The organism is Azospirillum tabaci (genome assembly GCF_014596085.1).
GTDB classification, from domain to species: domain Bacteria; phylum Pseudomonadota; class Alphaproteobacteria; order Azospirillales; family Azospirillaceae; genus Azospirillum; species Azospirillum tabaci.
Genome location: NZ_JACCJY010000010.1, coordinates 89294 through 109093 on the forward strand (window position 1 = coordinate 89294; position 19800 = coordinate 109093).

At 69.2% G+C, this 19800-nt stretch carries 20 protein-coding genes; 9 read left to right on the forward strand and 11 right to left on the reverse strand.

The genetic code is table 11. From position 1 onward, the window contains the following. Positions 1–46: 46 nt before the first annotated feature. Positions 47–796: a response regulator transcription factor gene (locus tag H0B54_RS12620; RefSeq protein WP_094303335.1), complete on the forward strand. Its 750-nt coding sequence runs from the start codon at positions 47–49 to the stop codon at positions 794–796. Between the two features lie 230 nt (positions 797–1026). After that, a complete protein-coding gene (locus tag H0B54_RS12625) occupies positions 1027–2070 on the forward strand; it encodes a response regulator (protein WP_188260599.1) in 1044 nt (347 codons plus the stop codon). Here the strand turns inward: H0B54_RS12625 and H0B54_RS12630 are convergent. The 9 genes from H0B54_RS12630 to H0B54_RS12670 all read right to left on the reverse strand — a co-directional run bounded on the left by H0B54_RS12630 (position 2040) and on the right by H0B54_RS12670 (position 10901). Continuing rightward, positions 2040–2297, reverse strand: a complete 258-nt coding sequence (locus H0B54_RS12630; protein ID WP_094303337.1) for a hypothetical protein — start codon at positions 2295–2297, stop codon at positions 2040–2042. The two genes, H0B54_RS12625 and H0B54_RS12630, sit on opposite strands and share 31 nt — an antisense overlap. A gap of 109 nt (positions 2298–2406) precedes the next feature. After that, positions 2407–4377: an O-linked N-acetylglucosamine transferase, SPINDLY family protein gene (locus H0B54_RS12635; protein ID WP_188260600.1), complete on the reverse strand. Its 1971-nt coding sequence runs from the start codon at positions 4375–4377 to the stop codon at positions 2407–2409. Between the two features lie 103 nt (positions 4378–4480). Beyond that, positions 4481–4858, reverse strand: coding sequence for an RcnB family protein (locus H0B54_RS12640; RefSeq protein WP_188260601.1), 378 nt, complete (start codon positions 4856–4858; stop codon positions 4481–4483). A gap of 116 nt (positions 4859–4974) precedes the next feature. Next, the gene (locus tag H0B54_RS12645) at positions 4975–5817 is read right to left on the reverse strand and encodes a GNAT family N-acetyltransferase (RefSeq protein WP_188260602.1); all 843 of its coding nucleotides are present in this window, start codon (positions 5815–5817) and stop codon (positions 4975–4977) included. Positions 5818–5831: 14 nt separating this feature from the next. Continuing rightward, positions 5832–6578: an aspartate/glutamate racemase family protein gene (locus H0B54_RS12650; protein WP_188260603.1), complete on the reverse strand. Its 747-nt coding sequence runs from the start codon at positions 6576–6578 to the stop codon at positions 5832–5834. A 17-nt stretch (positions 6579–6595) separates the two neighbouring features. Next, positions 6596–7435: an ABC transporter permease gene (locus H0B54_RS12655; RefSeq protein WP_188260604.1), complete on the reverse strand. Its 840-nt coding sequence runs from the start codon at positions 7433–7435 to the stop codon at positions 6596–6598. A gap of 3 nt (positions 7436–7438) precedes the next feature. Beyond that, on the reverse strand, positions 7439–8362 hold the full coding sequence (locus H0B54_RS12660; protein WP_188260605.1) for an ABC transporter permease: 924 nt from the start codon (positions 8360–8362) through the stop codon (positions 7439–7441). A 136-nt stretch (positions 8363–8498) separates the two neighbouring features. Continuing rightward, positions 8499–9815 (reverse strand): ABC transporter substrate-binding protein, encoded by a 1317-nt coding sequence (locus tag H0B54_RS12665; RefSeq protein WP_094303344.1) that lies wholly within the window; start codon positions 9813–9815, stop codon positions 8499–8501. A 66-nt stretch (positions 9816–9881) separates the two neighbouring features. After that, positions 9882–10901 (reverse strand): ABC transporter ATP-binding protein, encoded by a 1020-nt coding sequence (locus H0B54_RS12670; RefSeq protein WP_188260606.1) that lies wholly within the window; start codon positions 10899–10901, stop codon positions 9882–9884. Between the two features lie 267 nt (positions 10902–11168). Here H0B54_RS12670 and H0B54_RS12675 point away from each other — a divergent pair, with 267 nt between their 5' ends. From H0B54_RS12675 to H0B54_RS12700, 6 genes are all read left to right on the forward strand, one after another. Then, entirely contained in the window at positions 11169–11897 is a 729-nt protein-coding gene (locus H0B54_RS12675) for a GntR family transcriptional regulator (protein WP_246472509.1), read from the forward strand. Positions 11898–11965: 68 nt separating this feature from the next. Then, on the forward strand, positions 11966–13105 hold the full coding sequence (gene hemH / locus H0B54_RS12680) for a ferrochelatase (RefSeq protein WP_211109348.1): 1140 nt from the start codon (positions 11966–11968) through the stop codon (positions 13103–13105). A gap of 115 nt (positions 13106–13220) precedes the next feature. Further along, complete coding sequence (gene osmF, locus H0B54_RS12685) at positions 13221–14141, forward strand: glycine betaine ABC transporter substrate-binding protein OsmF (protein ID WP_188260607.1); 921 nt, start codon at positions 13221–13223, stop codon at positions 14139–14141. A gap of 17 nt (positions 14142–14158) precedes the next feature. After that, the gene (locus H0B54_RS12690; protein ID WP_188260608.1) at positions 14159–15331 is read left to right on the forward strand and encodes an ABC transporter permease; all 1173 of its coding nucleotides are present in this window, start codon (positions 14159–14161) and stop codon (positions 15329–15331) included. Continuing rightward, positions 15328–16266, forward strand: a complete 939-nt coding sequence (locus H0B54_RS12695; protein ID WP_188260609.1) for an ATP-binding cassette domain-containing protein — start codon at positions 15328–15330, stop codon at positions 16264–16266. Before H0B54_RS12690 ends, H0B54_RS12695 begins: the two co-directional genes overlap by 4 nt. Then, positions 16263–17018, forward strand: coding sequence for an ABC transporter permease (locus H0B54_RS12700; RefSeq protein WP_188260610.1), 756 nt, complete (start codon positions 16263–16265; stop codon positions 17016–17018). The genes H0B54_RS12695 and H0B54_RS12700 overlap by 4 nt, the downstream gene beginning before the upstream one ends. A gap of 17 nt (positions 17019–17035) precedes the next feature. Here H0B54_RS12700 and H0B54_RS12705 read toward each other — a convergent pair whose 3' ends face one another. Both H0B54_RS12705 and lysM read right to left on the reverse strand, forming a co-directional pair. Beyond that, positions 17036–18028 (reverse strand): hypothetical protein, encoded by a 993-nt coding sequence (locus H0B54_RS12705; RefSeq protein WP_343068933.1) that lies wholly within the window; start codon positions 18026–18028, stop codon positions 17036–17038. 52 nt (positions 18029–18080) lie between these two features. After that, positions 18081–18569: a peptidoglycan-binding protein LysM gene (gene lysM / locus H0B54_RS12710; protein ID WP_281390037.1), complete on the reverse strand. Its 489-nt coding sequence runs from the start codon at positions 18567–18569 to the stop codon at positions 18081–18083. Positions 18570–18778: 209 nt separating this feature from the next. On the opposite strand from lysM, the gene H0B54_RS12715 reads away from it, so the two are divergent. After that, a complete protein-coding gene (locus tag H0B54_RS12715; RefSeq protein WP_188260611.1) occupies positions 18779–19759 on the forward strand; it encodes a S1C family serine protease in 981 nt (326 codons plus the stop codon). The last annotated feature ends 41 nt before the right edge of the window (positions 19760–19800 follow it).

Genomic DNA, 19800 nt, shown 5'->3' on the forward strand with positions numbered 1-19800 from the left:
CGACAGGGGTTGTTGCGACGGGAGCGGCAGCGGCGGGCAGGGCATCATGAGCGTCGGATCGGAACTGGTCGGCCGGACCGTGCTGGTGGTCGAGGACTCCCCGGAAACGCAGGATTTGATCGCCACCTACCTGGAGCATCAGGGGGTGCGGGTGCTGCGGGCCGCGAACGGGGCGGAGTTGACCGCGCGCATTGCGCAGGACCGGCCGGACCTTGTGCTGTTGGACATCAACCTGCCGGATTGCGACGGGCTGGATTTGGCCGAGCGGCTGCGGCTGGGGGAGACCGTTCCGTTGATCTTCGTGACCGGCCGCGACAGCCCGACCGACCGCATCGCCGGCCTGTCCCACGGCGGCGACTATGTGACCAAGCCGGTCGACCTGCTCGAACTGCTGATCCGCATCCGCAACCTGTTGCGCCGCTCCGGAGCAGCCGCCGCTCCGCCCGCGCCCGCCGAGGGGACGGCAAGTCCGGCGCCCGACGCGCCGCTGACCTTCCAGGGATGGCGTCTCGATCTGGTGCGCCGCGCGCTGTTCCGTCCCGACGGTTCCTACCTCGCCCTGACCACGGGGGAGTTCAACATCCTGGCGGCGCTGGCGGCCATGCGGCCCAACCCGGTCAGCCGCGAATACCTGCTTGACGTGATCAGCAACCGCGACCCGCGCTCCATCAGCGAGCACACGGTGGACACCTTGATCACCCGGCTGCGTCGCAAGATGCGGCTGGATGACGGCGCATCCTCGCCGATCGTTACCGTCCGCGGGGTCGGTTATGCATTGGAATCTGACGAATCTTGACGATAATGATTAATATGCAATAATAAAACGCACGTTACTCCGTTCAAAAAGTATCAACGGCCGTTGATACGCGTTCGAACGGGGTAATGCTATACATCACCCAACGAATGATTGACGGTTCCAAGCGGGTACCTGGAAGTGGTGGAGCGTTCCGCCGCATCGGGTCGCCACGCCGGGCCTGACACCGCCGCCGGCCAACCGGCGCGCGATCTGATGCGGGTGAGAGCGGCATGCAACGGTCCCTGGTTTCGCGTTCGGCGGAGCGTATCGCGCTGGCTGGTCAAACGGCGGCGGGTTACTCGGCACCGAGTTACTCAGCGGCGGCGCCTTCCATTCTGATCATCGGCAACGACAGCGCGGCCATCGCCGGCATCCGCGACTGCGCCCTGCGGCTCGGTCATCGGGTGCAGGACACGCGTGACGTGATCTCGGCGCTGGGCTTGCTGGACGTGGACCGCAGCGTCGGCGTCGTGTTCGTGGATGGCGGATCGCCCTGGTTCGACGGTCTGGCGCTGATGGAGCGGCTGCACCGCACCCATCGCGGCCTCGCCTGCATCCTTTTCGCCCGCAACCCGGAGGCGGACGACGTGGTGCGCGCCCTGCGGCTGGAGGCCGCCGACGTGGTCACCGACCCGGAGGACGAGGCGCAGATCGAGCGCGCTCTGGCCCGCGTCCTCAACGGCGGCGAGGGGCACGCATCGTCCGTCCCGGAACTTCCTCCGGAGTCGATGGGCAGCCGTGACGATGCGCTGGAACAGGCCTACCGTCACGGGCTGGCGCTGGTCGAGACGGTGCGCGCCTTGCGCGGCGAGGCCGCGGCGGCCCGCGTGATGCCCTTCGTTGCGGCCCATCGCACGGCGCCTGCAGCCGTGGCATCCGCCGTGGCGACGTCCATGGCCCCCCTGTCGACGTGCGACGCCGCGACCGAGGTCTCTGCACCGGACAGCCTGGGCATCCTGACGGCGATCCGCCGCAAGCGCGCCGCCCGCGAGAAGTTCTTTCCCAAGGGGCTGTTCGAGGACCCCTGCTGGGACATGCTGCTGGACCTGATGATCAATCATCTCCAGGGGCGGCGGATTTCGGTGTCCTCGCTGTGCATCGCGTCGGGCGTGGCGCAGACCACGGCGTTGCGCCGCATCACCGACCTGCACGACCGCGGGCTGGTTCGGCGCATCGCCGACGACAAGGACGGGCGCCGCGTCTTCATCGAACTGACCGAAGAGGGCGTGGCCGCCATGGAACGTTACGTGGAGACGGTCGGCCCGCTCGGCTGATCGCCCGCCGCTCCGGCCTCCGCTTGGCGCGAGCAGTCCGGCCAGGGGCAGGCGCAGGACGGGAAACGGCACTCGTCGCCGTTCACGTCGCTGGCCTGCACGGCGATCTTGTAGCGCAGGCCGCGGGCCGACGGCGTGTCGATCAGGCCGCAGGCCTCGTAGACCTCGACATTGACGCGGGCCGATTGCAGGGCAACCCGGGCGATCTGTTTGGGATCTTTCATCATCGGCGTCTCGGCCTCGCTTCCGCTGCGTCGTCGGTCCTTTCAACGCATGTCCGGCGCCGTTGTGCCAGGGCGTATCGGAAGGACTTCCTTTGGCACGCCCGCGGCATCCTTACGGTGCGAGCGTCCGCACCTCCCACATCGACCGATAAGCCTCCTCCAGCGCCCGGGCGAAGGCCGGCGCGTCGCATAGGGGTGATTGGCGCACGCGCTCCCGCAGGCCGGCGCGCAGGGCGGCCAGGGACTCCAGGTCGCCGACGAGGGCGGCGGTCTTGGCGACGTAGTCCGCCGGGCTGTCCGCCACCAACCGGTCGGCGAGGCCGAGCGTTTCCAGAAAGCTGACCCCGATCCGTCCCGCCCAGCGGTCGCCGCGCAGGGTCACCACCGGCACGCCCATCCACAGGCTCTCGACCGTCGTGGTGCCGCCGCCGAAGGGGATGGGGGACAGCGCGATGTCGATGCGGTTGAGGCTGTTGAAATAGTCCGCCCGCGGCGTTTTCCCTTCCATGCGCAGGCGGTTCGGCGCGACGCCGTGCGCGGCGAACTGGTCGCGCAGGGTCTGCCGCACACCGTAGTCGGCAAACTCCCGCGACTTCAGCAGCAGGCGGGCTTGCGGCAGGGCGGTCAGGATCCGCGCCCACAGCGCAACGGTCGGCCGGGTGATCTTGGCCCGGTTGTGGAAGGCGCCGAGCGTGACCGATCCGCCGTCGAGCGCCGGAAGCGGCCCGACCGCCACGTCCTCCGCCGGCGGGGTGAAGCACAGATAGCTGTCGGGGAGGCGCCAGACCGTCTCGGTGAAGAAACGCTCCTCCCCCGGCGGCAGGACGTGGCGGTCGGCGATGATCCAGTCCATCGTCGGCAAGCCGGTCGTCCCGAAATAGCCGAGCCAGCTCGCCTGGACGGGGGCGGGCCGCCGAGCGAACAGGGTCAGGCGGTTGTTCCCCGTATGGCCGGACAGGTCGACGAGGATGTCGATGCCGTCCCGCCGGATCAGGTCGGCCACCGCGGTGTCGTCCATGCCGACGATCGGGCGCCATCCGTCGGCGGCTGCGCGGAGGCTCTCGGTCACGTCGTCGGTGCGGCCGTTGTTGGCGTAGCCGAAGGCGGTGACCGCGGAGCGGTCGTGTGCCCTCAGGACGCTTTCCAGGAAGTAGCCGACGGGATGGCTGTTGAAGTCGCTGGAAACGTAGCCGATGCGCAGCGGACGGGAGCGGTCGTCGCGAACCACCGGAGCGGCCGCCGGGAGTGCGCCGCCGCTTCGTTCGGCCCAGTCGCGGGCGGCGGCGAGGAAGTCGGCGTTTCCGCACTCCGGCACATAGTGCTGCGCCATCAGGACGTTGCTGTGCGCCATCGGGAAATCCGGACGGTGCGTGAGCGCCGAACGGTAGGCGGCGATGGCCTGGTCCAGATGCCCTTGCCCTTTCAGGGTGTTGCCGAGGTTGGACCAGGCCAGGGCGAAATCGGGCTGGAAAGTCAGCGCGACGCGGTAGGTCGCCGCCGCTTCGCCCAGCCGGTCCTGCTGGTCCAGGGCATAGCCGAGGTTGCAGTGGGATTCGGCGTTGGCCGGCGCCGCCTGGATGGCGTCGGTGAAGGCGGCGATGGCGGCGTCGGTCTGCCCAACCTCCAGGAACAGGGAGCCGAGGTTGTTCAGCGCTTCCACGAAGCCGGGCTGGAGCGCGATGGCCTGACGGTAGGCGGCGACGCTTTCGTTGGGGCGGCGCTGCAGACGAAACAGATTGCCCAGCCGGAAATGAATGTCCGCCCGGTCCGGGCCGAGGCGCAGCGCCGCCATCAGGGCGTCCAGGGCCTCGTCCACGCGGCCCGCATCGAGCAGGGATGAGCCGAGATTCAGCTGGTACTCCAGTGCCTCCCGGATGGACAGGGCGGTGCGTATGGCGGCGATTCCGGAGTCGTGATCGCCCCGTTCGGACAGCAGCACGCCCAGCAGATGCCAAGCGTCGGGGTTCCGCGGCTCGCTCTTCAGGATTTGGCGGTACGCCCGCTCCGCCTCGTCGCCGCGGCCGTCGTTGTGCAGGGTCAGGGCATCGGTGATCGAGGGCCGGGCGTTACGGCTGTCCGTCATGGAGCGTCCATCTTGAGGAACGGGCATCGCGGGAGCGGGCGGTGCAACTCGCGGGAGAGTAGACCGCCCGGCCGGGTCACGTCCATGAAGGAAGGGGATGTTCTCAGCGGAAGAGGCCGGGAACGATCCGGACCATGATTCCCGAGCGGGACGCCACCAGAACGGCGTCCGACCCGGCGCGGACCCAATGATGCCCGCGCGGCGGCCGATGGAGGTGATAAGCGGCGGGCGTGGTGATGACGTAGCGCCGCGACTCGTAGGCGGCGGGCAGGGGGTCGCCGGACTTCCAGTGCCGCGCCGCGCGATGGACGGGCGGGGGCGGGCGATGCGATTCGTGTCCGCGATGGTCACGCTCCAACCGCGGCGGCTCGCGATGGTCCGGTCCCCAGCCGGCGGCGGAGGCGTCTTGGGTGCCCAGGCCGACCAGCACGGTGGCGGCGGTCAAGGCGGTGGTCATGGAGGCGATCAGGATGCGCGACATGGGGGTGTCCCTCTTCTCGTCAGGCCGGGATCGTGATCCCGATGCCCCGATGCTGCGCGCGCCCTGTTGCCGGCGTGTGTCCGGCGGCCCCCCGTTTGGTAACGGACTGTTACGGCTCAGCCCAGCTCAAACGTCGTCACGCCGAACAGGCGCGCGGTGTCGATGGCCGGGGCGGGGCCGAGATACATGCGGGCGGTTTCGAACTGCGGGGTCAGACCCAGCTCCTCCGCCAGCAGGACGGCGTCGCGGTTGACCTCCGGAACGTCGAGGAAAATCGGTCCGTCGCCCGCTGTGGCGGCGAGCGCCAGCGCGAGATCGCGCGCCGTGCCGCGGTCGGCGGCGTAGAGCGGGCCGATCTTGCTGCCGGTGTGGCAGGGGCGGATCACCCCGAAGCCCCGCAACGCCCCGTCGACCACGGCGGCCAGCGCGGAGGCGCCGGGCAGCGTGATCCAATTGGACAGGAAGCCGGCGCGCGGCGCCGGGAACAGCGCGCGGTCCCACGTCAGCAGCCGGTCGAAGGGCACCGTCCGCGCGTCCAGCAGCGCCGCAACGGAGGAGGTTCCGGCGGGCGGCGCGCCGCCGTAGCGGATGTTGCGATAAGCCAGCGCGAAGCCGGACTTGCGGTAGTTGTCCTGCTGCGCCACCACCCCGTCGAGCCCGACGGTGCAGCCCTCCAGATGCTTCAACCCGGCCTGCCAAAGGTCCCAGCCGAGGCCGCGCCCGCGCAGGTCTGGCCGCACGATGTAGAAGCCGAGGAAGCCGAAGTTCTCGGGATAGCGGACGACGGAAAGGCAGGCCGCCGGTTCGCCGTCCAGCTCCCCGATCAGGAAGCCTTCGGGGTCCACGGCGTGGAAGGCCCCGGCATCGTGCAGGCCGGGGTTCCAGCCCTCCGCCCGCGCCCAGTCGACGGCGAGATCCAGCTCGGCCCGGCTCATCACGCGCACGCGGTAGCCTTCCATGGCGTCCCTCCGGTTCAGGGCTGCGGGGCGGGGGCGAAGCGCGCCATCTCCCCGGCGTAGGGTTTGGGCAGGGGGAAAGCGTAACCGCCGGTCTTGCCGGTGCGCAAGCCCAGCACGGCCAGCCCCTCCACCAGCTTCACCGCGGCGGTGACGCCGTCCACCACCGGCACGCCCATCTCCGCGGTCAGGGCGCGGGCCAGATCGGCCATGCCGGCGCAGCCCAGAACGACGCTTTCCGCCCCGTCCTCCGCGATGGCTTGGCGGATGGTCTCGCGCACCCGCTCCACGGCGCCCGACGCCGGGTCCTCCAGCGCCAGCACCGGCACGCCGGCGGCGCGCACCCGGCAGCGCCCAGCCACGCCGTAGCGTCCCGCCAGATGCTCCAGCGCCGGGACGGAGCGCGGCATGGTGGTGACCACGCTGAACCTCCCGCCGAGCAGGGTGGCGGTCTTCATCGCCGCCTCGCAGATGCCGACCACCGGAACGGCGGAGAGGCAGCGCGCGGCGTCCAGCCCGACATCGTCGAAGCAGGCGATCACGACGCCGTCGATGCCCGGCGCGGCGCGTTCGTGGGCGGCGATCACCTCCAGCAGGCCGGGGACGGCCAGTGCCTCGTCGTAATAGCCCTCGATGCTGGCGGGGCCCATGGCCGGGTTGGCGGCGACGATCTCCGTCCCCGGCGCCGCGACGGCGCGGGCGGCATCCCCGGCCTTCTCGGTCATCGAGGCGGTGGTGTTCGGGTTGACGACCAGGATGCGCATGGTTGGCTTTCTGCGTCTCAAGCGGCGCCGCCGGTCCGCCGCAGCCGGCGGCGGCGCAGGATCATCACCCCGGCCAGGAACAGGCCGATCACCGTGAAGGAGAACAGCGTCGTCAGCGTGCCCAGCGCGTAGAGCACCGGCGTCGTGACGTTGGTGGTCATGCCGTAGATCTCCAGCGGCAGGGTGTTGAAGGACCCCGCGGTCATCAGCGTGCGCGCGAACTCGTCGTAGGACAGGGTGAAGCCGAACAGCCCGACGCCGATCAGGCTGGGCAGCAGGATGGGCAGCACCACATGGCGCACCGTCTGCCAGGGCGTGGCGCCGAGGTCGCGCGCCGCCTCCTCGTAGGCCGGGTTGAAGCGGTTGAAGATGGCGAAGACGATCAGCAGGCCGAAGGGCAGCGTCCAGGTCAGATGCGCGCCGAGCGCCGAGCCGTACCAGGTCGGCTCGATCCCCAGGATGTTGAAGAGCAGGCCAATGCCCAGGCTGACCAGGATCGACGGCACGATCAGGCTCGCCACCGCCAGATAGAACAGCGCCCCGCTGCCCAGGAAGCGGCGGCGGAAGGCGAAGCCGGCGAGCAGCGAGAACAGCACCGTCAGCACCATCACCGTCAGCCCGAGCGCGATGGAGCGGCGGAAGGAGCCGCCGAAATCGCCGACCGCCTGCTGCTCGAACAGGTTCCTGAACCAGTGGAGGGAGACGCCGTTCATCGGGAAGGTCAACCCGCCCTCCGGCCCCTGGAAGGACAGGATCGTGATGGTGGCGATCGGCCCGTAGAGGAACAGGACGAACAGCCCGAAGAAGGCGGCGAGCAGGTAGAAGGACAGGCCGCGCCGGTTGCCGGTGCCGGTCATCGCTTACAGCTCCTTGCGGATGTCGACGATGCGCAGCATCGCCACGACCATGATGAGGACGACGGCCAGCAGCACGACCGCGTTCGCGGCGGCGGCGGGGTACTGGAGCAGCGAGATCTCGTTGGCGATCATCAGCCCGATCGAGGCGCTCTGCCCGCCGCTCATCAGCCGGACGGTGATGAAGTCGCCCATCACCAGCGTGACCACGAAGATGGAGCCGATGGCGATGCCCGGCTTGGCCAGCGGCAGGATGACGTTCCACACCACCTGCGCCGCGCTGGCGCCGCCGTCGCGCGCCGCCTCGACCAGGGCGCGGTCGATGCGCATCATCGAATTGAAGATCGGCACCACCATGAACAGCGCGTAGAGGTGCACGAAGGCCAGCACCACCGCGAAGTCGGAGAACAGCAGGAACTCCAGCGGCTGGTCGATCAGCCCGGCGGAGATCAGCCCGGAATTCAGCAGCCCGTTGCGCCCGAGGAAGGGAATCCACGAGATCATGCGGATGATGTTGGAGGTCCAGAACGGGATCGTGCAGACCAGGAACAGCACCATCTGCCAGGTCGTGGACTGGACGTGGAAGGCCAGGAAATAGGCGACCGTGAAGCCGATCAGCAGCGTGATGACCCAGGTCAGCGCCGCGAATTTCACCGTGTTCAGGTAGGTCTTCCAGGTGACCGGGGAGGTCAGCAGCTCCTCGTAGTTGGTCAGCACGAAGTCCGGGTAGATGCGGATGCTGTCATAGTCCCAGAAGCTGACCGCGACGATGGTCAGGATGGGGATCAGCAGGAAGACCAGCAGCGTCAGCGCCAGCGGCCCGGCCTGGAGGTAGGGGGCGACCCGGCGCAGCACGGAACGGCGCACTCCGCCGCTCCGCGGTGCCGCGGACGCGCTGGACGCTTCGGATGGGGCGGCGGAGACGGTCATGGCGGAAGGCTCCGGTGCCGTGGGGAAGTGCTGGGGTGGGAGAGTCTTGCCCCCACCCTGACCCTCCCCCGCTTCGCAGGGGAGGGGAATTGGCCCTCCCCTGCGAAGCGGGAGGGCGGGGGCAAGCGGGCCTAGGTTACGCCGCGATGAACTCGTTCCACTTGCGGACCATGTAGCGGTCCTCGTCCATCACCGCGTTCCAGCAGGCGACGCGGCCCATGCGGTCCTGGAACGAACCGCCGTCGCGCACCGCGCCGGCCTTCTCCATCACCTTGCCTTCGGGGCTGAGGATGTCGGTCTTGGCCGGCTGACCCTCCATCCAGAAGGCCCACTCGTCCGGCGACATGTGCTCCTTCGCGGTGTCGAGCACGGCGGAGTAATAGCCCTGGCGGTTCAGATAGGCGCCGACCCAGCCCGACAGGTACCAGTTGATGTACTCATAGGCCGCCTCAAGCTCCAGCCCGCTCAGATGCTTGGCGATGCCGAGGCCGCCGCCCCAGGCGCGGTAGCCTTCCTTCAGCGGCTGGTAGACGCAGGGGATGCCCTTGGCGCGCACGGCGGCCACGGCCGGCGACCACATCGACTGGATGATGACCTCGCCCGACGACATCAGGTTGACGCTCTCGTCGAAGGTCTTCCAGAAGGCGCGGAACTGGCCGGCCTTCTTGGCGTCGGTCATGATCTTGAGGGTCTTGTCGATCTCCTCCTTGGTCATGTTGCCCTTGTCGCCGTACTTCACCTCGCCCATGGCCTCGCAGACCATGGCGGCGTCCATGATGCCGATGGAGGGGATGTTCAGGATCGACGCCTTCCCCTTGAAGGCCGGGTCGAGGAGGTCCTTCCAGCTGCTGATCGGGCGGCCGACCAGATCGGGGCGGATGCCCAGCGTGTCGGCGTTGTAGATGGTCGGGATCAGCGTCATCCACTGGGTGGCCGACTTGGCGAACTTGATGCTGTCCTTGCCCTCCACGAAGCCGACGGTGTGCGGGGCGGTGCCCTGGGCGACGGCGCTCTCCGGGGTCAGCTTGCCGTTGACGAAGATCGGGACGATCTTGTCGAAGTTCTTGATCTTGGAGACGTCCATCGGCTGCATCACGCCGGCCGGGAAGACCTTCTTGCAGATCCAGTACTCGATGTCGGCGATGTCGTAGGACTTCGGCTGGGTCACCGCGCGCTGGGCCACCGCGTCGCTGTCGAGCGCGGTCATCTGCAGCGTGAAGCCCAGATCCTCCTTCACCTTGTCGGCGACTGCGTTCAGGTTCGACACGCCGGTGCCGAACTGGCGCAGCGTGACGTTCTTGATGTTCTGCGCCCAGATGGTGGGGAAGCCGGTGATCGCCCCCGACCCGATGGCGACACCCGCGGCGGCGGCGGTGCCCTTCAGCAGCGTGCGGCGGCTGACGCCCGTGGTGGTCCCGGCGGAAAGGGGCGAACCGGTGCGCGTCTCGGTCATGCTCTGTGCCTCCAGTATGGTCGGTCGGTTCTTGGGGAATCGGTTCTTGGGGATTGGTCGGGGAAATCAGGCAACCAGGGGATGCACGTCGCGCGCCTGCCAGCCCGCGGTCACGCGGTCGCCGATGGCAAGCGGGGCGTCGTAGAAACGGGATTCGTCCAGCACCACGGCGAAGTCCTCCGCACCCGGCACGTCGAGCGTCAGGTGGACCGACGCGCCGTGATACTCCAGCGCGCGGACGGTGCCTTCCAACTGGTGGTCGGTTCCCTCGGGCTGGCCGAGCAGGATGCGGTCGGCGCGCACGGCCCGGCGGCCGGCGGCGTCCTCAACCACGTTGTGGCCGCCGATGAAGCGGGCGACGAAGGCGGTGCGCGGCTGGTTGAAGACCTCGCGCGGCGGGCCGGCCTGCTCGATCCGGCCCTGATTCATCACCACCACGAGGTCGGCCAGCGCCATCGCCTCGGTCTGGCTGTGGGTAACATGGACGAAGGTGATGCCAAGCTCGGTGTGCAGGCGCTTCAGCTCCTCCCGCATGCGGATGCGCAGGAAGGGGTCGAGCGCCGACAGCGGCTCGTCGAGCAGGAGCACGCCCGGCCGGGTGATCAACGCGCGGGCCAGGGCCACGCGCTGCTGCTGGCCGCCGGACAACTGGGCGGGCAGCCGGCCCGCGTACTGGGACATGTGGACGAGGTCCAGCATCTCCCGCGCGCGGCGGCGCCGCTCCTCCTTGCCCACTCCCTTCATTTTCAGGCTGAAGGCGACGTTGTCGGTGCAGTCGAGGTGCGGAAACAGGGCGTAGCTCTGGAACATCATGGCGGTGCCGCGGCGGGCCGGCGGTTCCCCGTTCACGACCGTGTCGCCGATCAGCAGGTCGCCGTCGGAGATGTCCTCGTGCCCGGCGATCATGCGCAGCGTGGAGGTCTTGCCGCAGCCGCTGGGGCCGAGCAGGCAGCAGTAGGCGCCGGCGGCGATGCGCAGGTCGATCCCGTCCACGGCGACGGTCGAGCCGTAGGACTTGCGCAGCTTTACCAGTTCGACGGTCGATCCGGCAGCGGTCGGTCCGGCGGTGGTCGATCCGGTGGTCATGGCCTTCTCCGATTTTGTGCACAATCCGCGGGGCCGTGTGGGGCTGTTGGATATGTCCGCAAGTTCCATGCCAGCATGGAAATGGCGGAATTCCGCGCTCCTCGAGCGGCAAAAATCAGCGAATGGTCAGGATTTCAGCGCTGTGGCGCGAAATTGTGCATGGGTGAGCTGTGCCCGATGCATGGGCAGGCTGTGACCGCCGCGTTTGTCCGCTGGTCCGTTTTGTGCACAATTCGTGGCGAAGGTTTGAACAGCGCTTGTGCCATCATGAAGACTGTCCTGAGCGCACCCCGCCGCGCCGTCCGGGGGCGGGGGGAGGGGGCGGAGGCCCGCATCGTCCGCAGCATCGGCGAGGCCATCGCCGACCGCCGTCTGGCCCCCGGCACCAAGCTGGCCGAGGAGAGTCTGGCCGAAGTGTTCGGCGTCAGCCGGGAGCGGGTGCGCAAGGTGCTGCTGCTGCTGGCGCAGCGGCGCGTGGTGACGCTGATTCCCAACCGCGGCGCCTTCGTCGCCAAGCCCACCGCGCGGGAGGCGCGCGAGGTGTTCGAAGCGCGGCGGGTGATCGAGCGCGCCGTGGTCGAGGCGCTGGACCGCAACCCGCGCCCCCTGCCGGACGAGATGTCGGCCAAGCTGCGCGCCCATCTGGCGCGGGAGGAGGAGGCCGATCGCGCCGGCGACCGCATGTCGCTGATCCGCCTGTCGGGTCAGTTCCACCTGCTGTTGGCCGACTTCGCCGGAAACGCGACTTTGGCCGGCATCCTGGCCGACCTGATCGACCGCTCCAGCCTCGCCATCGCGGCGTTCGAGCGGCGGTCCTCCCATTCCTGCTCCGCCACCGAGCACCGGCGGTTCGTCGAGGCGCTGGAGTCCGGCCCGCCCGGCGCGGCGATGCGGCTGATGATGGAGCATCTCGACGAGGTGGAACGGCAACTCGACCTCGATGCGCGGTCGGACGGCGCGGTCGATCTGAAATCCGTTTTCGCGGACCGGACGTAAGACGCTGTCCGAACGGTCGGAGGATAGCCCGCCCCTATCGACCGCATAGGGACAAAGGGCTGCTTCCGATGGGTTCGGCTCGCTATTATGCTGCCCGCCGCGACATCGAGGTGACCGACATCATGCAGCCCATTCCCAAGCCCGCCGACCATCCGCCGGTTCCCGCGCGCCGCGTCGGTGTGCTTCTGATGAATCTCGGAACGCCGGAGGCGACCGACTACTGGTCGATGCGCCGCTATCTGAAGGAATTCCTGTCGGACCCCCGCGTGATCGAGGTGCCGAAGGCGGTGTGGTGGCCGGTGCTGAACGGCATCATCCTGACCGTGCGACCGGGCAAGAGCGGGCATGCCTACAAAAGCATCTGGAACGAGGAGCGCAACGAAAGCCCGCTGAAGACCGTCACCCGCGCCCAGGCGGAGGGCGTCGCGGCGGCGCTGGCGGCGCGGCACGGTGAAGCGGTGGTGGTCGACTGGGCCATGCGTTACGGCCAGCCGGCGGTCGGTCCGGCGATTCAGCGGCTGAAGGACCAGGGCTGCGACCGCATCCTGCTGTTCCCGCTCTACCCGCAATATTCGGCGACCACGACGGCCACGGCCAACGACCAAGCTTTCCGCCAGCTGATGACGATGCGCTGGCAGCCGGCGGTGCGCACCGTCCCCGCCTACCACGACGAGCCGGGCTACATCGAGGCGCTGGCCCGCTCGGTGGTGCGGCACATCGCGGCTCTGGACCACACGCCGGACGTGCTGCTGGCGAGCTTCCACGGCCTGCCGAAGGCCTATCTGGACCGCGGCGATCCCTACCACTGCTTCTGCGTGAAGACCGCGCGCCTGCTGGCCGAGCGGCTGGGCTGGGAGCCGGGGCGCGTGCAATACAGTTTCCAGTCGCGCTTCGGCAAGGCGGAATGGCTGAAGCCCTACACCGACAAGACAGTCGAGGAGCTGGCCCGCGCCGGCAAGACCAAGATCGCGGTGATCGCGCCGGGCTTCTCCGCCGACTGCGTGGAGACGCTGGAAGAGATCCAATTCCAGGTGAAGGACGCCTTCATGGCGGCGGGCGGCGAGCGCTTCACCTACATCCCCTGCCTGAACGACCACCCGGACCATGTCATCTTCCTGGCCGACCTCGTGGAGCGCGAGCTGGGCGGCTGGGTGGACGGCGCCGGGGCGCGGGCGGCCCGCGATGCGGAGGACCACGTCACGGCGTGACCCCCTTCTCCAAAATGGAGGGCCGCACAGGCGGAAAGGGTGGGTTGTCGCGGCGGCCCGGCTTCCCCATGCTGGCGGACGGACACAATGGACGATGGTTGGGAGGATGCGGGCGATGCGGCGTGTGTTTCGGGCGGTGGCCGCCCTGGCGCTGGGTGCGCTGCTGACGGCGGGGAGCGCCGCTGCGGCGGACAAGGTCCGTGTCGGATCGAAGCTGGACGCCGAAAGCGGCCTGCTCGGCACCATGATCCTGCAGGTGCTGGAGGCCAACGGCATTCCGGTGGAGAATAAGATCCAACTCGGCCCCACCCGGATCGTGCGCGGCGCCCTGCTGGCCGGCGAAATCGACATCTATCCGGAATACACCGGAAACGGCGCCTTCTTCTTCAACATCGACAGCGATCCGGCCTGGAAGAACGCCGCCGCCGGCTACGAGACGGTGAAGCAGCTCGACCGCGACAAGAACAACATCGTCTGGCTGACTCCGGCGCCGGCGAACAACACCTGGGCCATCGCGCTGCGCCGCGACGTGGCGGCACCCAACAACCTCGCCACCATGGAGGATTTCTCCCGCTGGGTCGGTGCTGGCGGCGCGGCGAAGCTCGCCGCCTCGGCGGAGTTCGTGGAGAGCCCGGCAGCGCTGCCCTCCTTCCAGAAATCCTACGGCTTCACGCTGAAGCCCGACCAGATCCTGGTCCTGGCCGGCGGCGACACGGCGGCGACCATCCGCGCGGCGGCGGAAGGCACGTCCGGCGTGAACACCGCCATGGTCTACGGCACGGACGGCGCCATCGCCGCTCTGGACCTCGTGGTCATGAAGGACACCAAGAGCGCGCAGATGGTCTACGCTCCGGCCCCGACCATCCGCGACGGCGTGCTGGACGCCCATCCGAAGATCCGCGACCTGCTGGACCCGGTTTTCAAATCCCTGGACACCGAGACCCTGCGCGGGTTGAACGCCAAGATTTCCGTGGAGGGACAGGACCCGCGGGCGGTCGCCACGACATATCTGAAGTCGAAGGGCTTCCTGAACTGACGGCCTGAACCGACGGAATGACCCGCGTCCGTCTGATCCACAACCGCGTTGCCCTGCTGCTCGCCGTCGTGACCGTGGCGGCGGCGCTGGCCCTGCCATTTCTTGCTTTCGCGCCGAACCGGCTGCTGTCGGGAAAGGCCATCGCGTTGAGCGGGGTGGCCGGTGCCGGAGGAAACGCGGCGGCGCTTCTGCCGTTCGCCCTGCTGCTGGCCGGGCCGTTCCTACGGGCGAGCCGGGCGGTGAATGTCCTGTATGTCGGGGCGGGGGTGCTGGCGGCGGCGGGGCTGGTCTGGCTGGCCGGGCAGCACGCCGCGCTGCTCGCCGCGACCGCCAGCCCGGCGGCGCGGACCTCCTTCGGGGCGGGATTCTGGATGATGGAGGCCGCCGCTCTGCTCGCTGTCCTCGACGGGGTGCGGCGGCTGGGGCTAGGTCCCGCCGGGCGGGTCGCCGTGGGCGCTCTGGTCGCGGCGCTGATCGGCGGGCAATTCGCCGCCGGGCATCTCGACCAACTGTCGATCATGAAGGAATACGCCAATCAGCGGGACGTCTTCGCCGGGGCCGTGCTGCGCCACGCCGCGCTGGTCGCGGCGGCCCTGGCGCCGACCCTGCTGATCGGCGTGCCGCTGGGCATCGCCGCGCAGCGCTCCCCCGCCGTGGGGCGGCTGGTCTTTCCGGTGCTGAACGTGGTGCAGACGATTCCGTCCATTGCTCTGTTCGGGCTGCTGCTGGCCCCGCTGTCGGCGCTGGCCGCCGCATTTCCGGGGCTGGGGATCGGCGGGGTGGGGCCGGTGCCGGCGGTGATCGCGCTGACGCTCTATTCGCTGCTGCCCATCGCGCGCAACACCGCCGCCGGGCTGGCCGGCGTGCCGGAGCCGGTGCGGGAGGCGGCGCGCGGCATCGGCATGACCCCACGCCAGGTCTTCTGGCGGGTCGAGGCGCCGCTGGCCCTCCCGGTGTTCCTGTCCGGCTTGCGGATCACGCTGGTCCAGGCGGTCGGGCTGGCCGCGGTGGCCGCGCTGATCGGCGCCGGGGGATTGGGAGCGATCATGTTCCAGGGGCTGTTCGCCAACGCGCTGGACCTTGTGCTGCTGGGAGCGGTCCCGGTGATCCTGCTGGCCGTCGCCGCCGACGCGGCGCTGAAGCTGGCCTCAGCGCTGGCGCTGTCGCGACTCGGGAGGACGGCGGCGTGATCGTCTTCGAGGGAGTGACCAAGCGGTTCGGCGCCTGGACCGCCGTGGACAACCTGTCGCTGACCGTGGCGGCCGGGGAGTTCCGCGTGCTCATCGGGCCGTCCGGCTCCGGCAAGTCCACGGTTTTGCGGATGATGAACCGGCTGATCGCGCCGGACGCCGGGACCATCCGGGTGGAGGGGGAAGACATCGCCCGCCTGAAGCCGGAGACGCTGCGCCGTCGCATGGGCTACGTGATCCAGAACATCGGGCTGTTTCCGCACTGGACGGTGGAGCGCAACATCGCCGCCGTGCCGGAACTGCTCGGCTGGCCCAGGGCGCGGGTGCGCGACCGGGTGACGGAGCTGCTCGCCCTGCTGAACCTCGACCCGGAGCGCTACCGCGGCGCCTACCCGCACGAACTGTCCGGCGGGCAGCAGCAGCGCGTCGGCGTCGCCCGCGCGCTGGCGGCGGAGCCGCACATCCTGCTGATGGACGAGCCGTTCAGCGCGCTCGACCCGATCACCCGCGGCGCCTTGCAGGCGGAGATGGCGGCGATCCACAAGGCGACGGGGACCACCGTCGTCTTCGTCACCCATGACATGGACGAGGCGCTGGCGCTGGCCAGCCGGATCGCCGTGCTGGACCGCGGGCGGCTGGTGCAGACCGGCACGCCGCTCGACATCCTGACCGATCCCGCCGACGACCGCGTGCGCGATCTGGTGGGGCGCGAGGATTGGGGGCTGAAACGGCTGGCCGTGGAGACGGTGGCGGAGCGGATGCGCCCCGGTGAAACGGCGCCGGGCGATCCCCTGGCGGCGGGGGCGCCGCTGCGTCAGGCGCTGGCCGAGATGGTGGCGCGCGGGACCGACCGGCTTCCCGTGGTGGACGGGCGGGGACGCCCGGCGGGCGCGCTCCACCTCGCCGACCTGCTGCGCGGGCCGGACCGCGCATGAGGGGCGGTCTCTCCGTTTTGCTGACGGACCGGCTGGCTCTGGGCTCGGTCGTCCTGGCGGCGCTGGTTTTGGGGATGCCGGCGCTGAAGCCGCTGTTCGCCGCGGCCTTCCCGGCGCTCGACCGGCCCTTGTACGAGGCGGACGGCTTCCTGGCCCTGACGCTGGACCATCTCGCCCTGGCCGGCGGAGCGAGCCTGATCGCGGTGCTGCTGGGCGGGGCGGCGGGCATCGCGGTGACCCGGCCCTTCGGCCGGGAGTTCCGCGGCGTCCTCGACGCGGTGGCGGCGATGGGCCAGACCTTCCCGCCAGTGGCGGTGCTGGCCGTCTCGGTCCCCATCCTCGGCTTCGGCCCGGCCCCGGCGCTGATCGCGCTGACGCTCTACGGGCTGCTGCCCATCGTGGAGAACACCGTCGCCGGTCTGGAGTCGGTGCCGGAGCCGGTGCGCGAGGCGGCCCGCGGCATGGGCATGGGGCCGGGCGCGCTGCTGTGGCGGGTGGAACTGCCGCTCGCCGCCCCGGTGATCCTGGCTGGGGTGCGGACGGCGGCGGTCGTCAATCTGGGCACGGCGGCCATCGCCTCCACGGTCGGGGCGAAGACCCTCGGCCTGCCGATCATCGTCGGGCTGAACGGCTCCAACCCCGCCTACGTCATCCAGGGCGCGCTGATCGTCGCCGCCCTCGCGGTGGTGATGGACGCCGGCTTCGACCGGCTGGCGGCGCGCCTGACCCGCTGGAGGCCCGGCGGCGCCTGAAGGACGCGGCCTGACGGTCACCGGTAGCCGAGCTTGCGCAGAGCGGGTTCCTCGAGCTTCCTGGCGCGCGGCAGCGTGTCTTCGTTCACGACTTTCAGCACATGCGTCCGGATGCTCTTCAGAGCGTCCGTGTAAGCGCCGCTGTCGATTCCGTTGAAGAAATCAGTCCTGAGTTGGTCGTCAATGTTCAGACCTTTGGCGCTGTTCTGATTGATGAACACCTTGTAGAGTTTTGGCGCGCTTTTCTGATCGACGCCCTTGCGGGTGATCGACAGGAATTCGATGTTCTCGCCGGTCCGCCCCTGCACGGCGAAGGCGTGCAACAGCAGCGTCAGCTTGTTGCTTTTCAAAATCTCCTCGATCCCCTTTCCGGCGAAGGGATTCACGAACTCGCCGCCCTTGGTCTGCGCCTGAACCTTCTGGTCCGCCTTGCGTTGCTTCTCATAGGCGGCCTCGTCCTTCGCCAGTCGGGCGCTGATGTCCTTGCGGTCCTTGGCGATGGCCTCCTCGAAAGCCTTGATGAGCTTGGTCGTGACGCTCGGCACCGATTTGGCGAAGGCCAGGGCCTTCTTCGCCACCGCGGCCTTCGGGTGAGCCTTCGTCAGAACGCCCAGATCCTTTGCGGCTTCCGCGGCCAGAGTGCCGACGGCCTTGAGCTTCCGGAGCATGGGGGTGACGACCTTGGCCACCTCGGCTTCGTAGGTGCTGATGACGTCGTCGTCCAGCGGCTCCGGCTTGGCGAGGGCATGCAGCATCACCCGGTTCCAGGTGATCGCCTCGAACGCCTTTTCAGCGGCGGCGAGTCCCTCCAGAAACTGCGCACAGGCCGGTCGGTCCTGGCAGGTGCCAAGGCTGGCCGCCGCGACACGCGGAATGAGTTCGTCCGGATATCCAATGATCTTCATGGCCTGCGCCTCCCTGCCGGTTTGTGGGGAGAGCCTGCCGAAGCGACTTGGGCGGAGCAATTCGAGATCGGTCGGAATGACGGGAGTATCCGGCGCGATCTGCACCTTTGCGGACCGATCCCGCGGCGGAGCCTCGCCGCCGCGGGACGGTGCCGTCTCACTGCGGCGGGATGCGCAGAACCTGGCCGGGGTAGATCTTGTTCGGGTCCTTCAGCATCGGCTTGTTCGCCTCGAAGATGGCGTTGTAGCGGTTGGGGTCGCCGTAGACCTTCTTGGCGATGGCGGACAGGGTGTCGCCCTTCTCCACCGTGTGGAATCGCGTCTGGCTGGCCGGCTGCTCCGTCGGCGGCATGGTTGGCTGGTCCGGGCCGCCCGCACCCTGGTCCTTGGCGATGACGGCGGTCTGGTCGTCCACCCGCGACACGCCCTTCACGTTGCCGAGCGCCACCGCGATCTTCTCCTTTTCCTCCTGGGAGGCGGCGCTGCCGCGGACGGTCACCGTGTCGTCGGCGACCTGGATGTCCAGCCCGTTCGTCGGCAGGCCGACCTGCGACAGGTGGGATTTCAGCTCCTCGGCGGTCGGAGTGTCCGTGTCGCTGACCTTTTCGCCATGATCGCGGCGGAAGAAATCGAACAGGCCCATCATGTCCTCCCTCGGTTGGTCGCCTTGGTAAGCGATCCCGAACAACATCGCTGCGGCTCGCTGGTTTCACGCGCGGAGGAGGGGGTGCGGAACGCCGGGCTTAGCAGGCGCGTTCGGCTTCCCAAATAAGGCCATGGAACCCAAATAACGCCATAGAGAATCACGCCGAAAGGGGAGAGGATCACACCGCCCCCTGCGCAAAGGAGCCGCCGATGAACCCGTCCGAAGACTGGCGGATTCCGCCGCAATTCCAGCCCGATCCCGATGATCTGGCCTACGATCTGGACCGGGCGCTGTCCGCCGTGGTCGGGCTGCGCGCCAGCGTTCCCGACGACGCCTATACCGCCGGCGTGCTGGGCACGGAGCGCGCCGGGCAGGGCGCCGTCATCCGCGAGGACGGGCTGGTCCTGACCATCGGCTACCTGATCGCGGAGGCCGAGGAGGTCTGGCTGACCACAAACGACGGGCGGGCGGTGCAGGCCCATGTCGTCGCCTACGATCACACCAGCGGATTCGGGCTGGTGCAGGCGCTGTCGCCGCTGGGCGTGCCGGCACTGATGCTCGGCTCGTCGCGCCATGTGCAGTTGGGCGACCCGGTGGTGGTGGCCGGAGCCGGCGGGCGGGCGCGGTCCATGACCGCGCGGGTGGTCGCCCGGCAGGAGTTCGCCGGCTACTGGGAATACATGATCGACGATGCGCTGTTCACCCTGCCGGCCCATCCGAACTGGGGTGGAACGGCGATGCTGGGGGCGGGCGGCGAACTGCTGGGCATCGGCTCCCTGCAGCTTCAGTACCGGGCGCCGGAGGAGCGCGTCCTGCCGCTGAACATGAACGTGCCCATCGATCTGCTGAAGCCGATTCTCGACGACCTGATGACCCGTGGGAAGGTCAGCGGCCCGCCGCGCCCCTGGCTCGGCCTCTACGCCACCCAGGACGAGCGCGAGCGGGTGGTGCTGGTCGGGCTGGCCGGAGACGGGCCGGCGCAGCGGGCGGAGTTGCGGGCCGGCGACGTGGTGCGCGCCGTCGCCGGGCAGCCGGTGGGCTCGCTGGCGGACTTCTACCGGGCCCTGTGGAACCTCGGCCCGGCGGGGGTCGACGTGCCGCTGACCATGGAGCGGGAGGGCGATGTGTTCGACATGCGCGTCGGCTCCAGCGACCGTGAGCGCTTTTTGAAGGCGGCGCGGCGGCACTGACGCGACCATTTGTGCGACACTGGCGCTCCAGAACCAAGAAG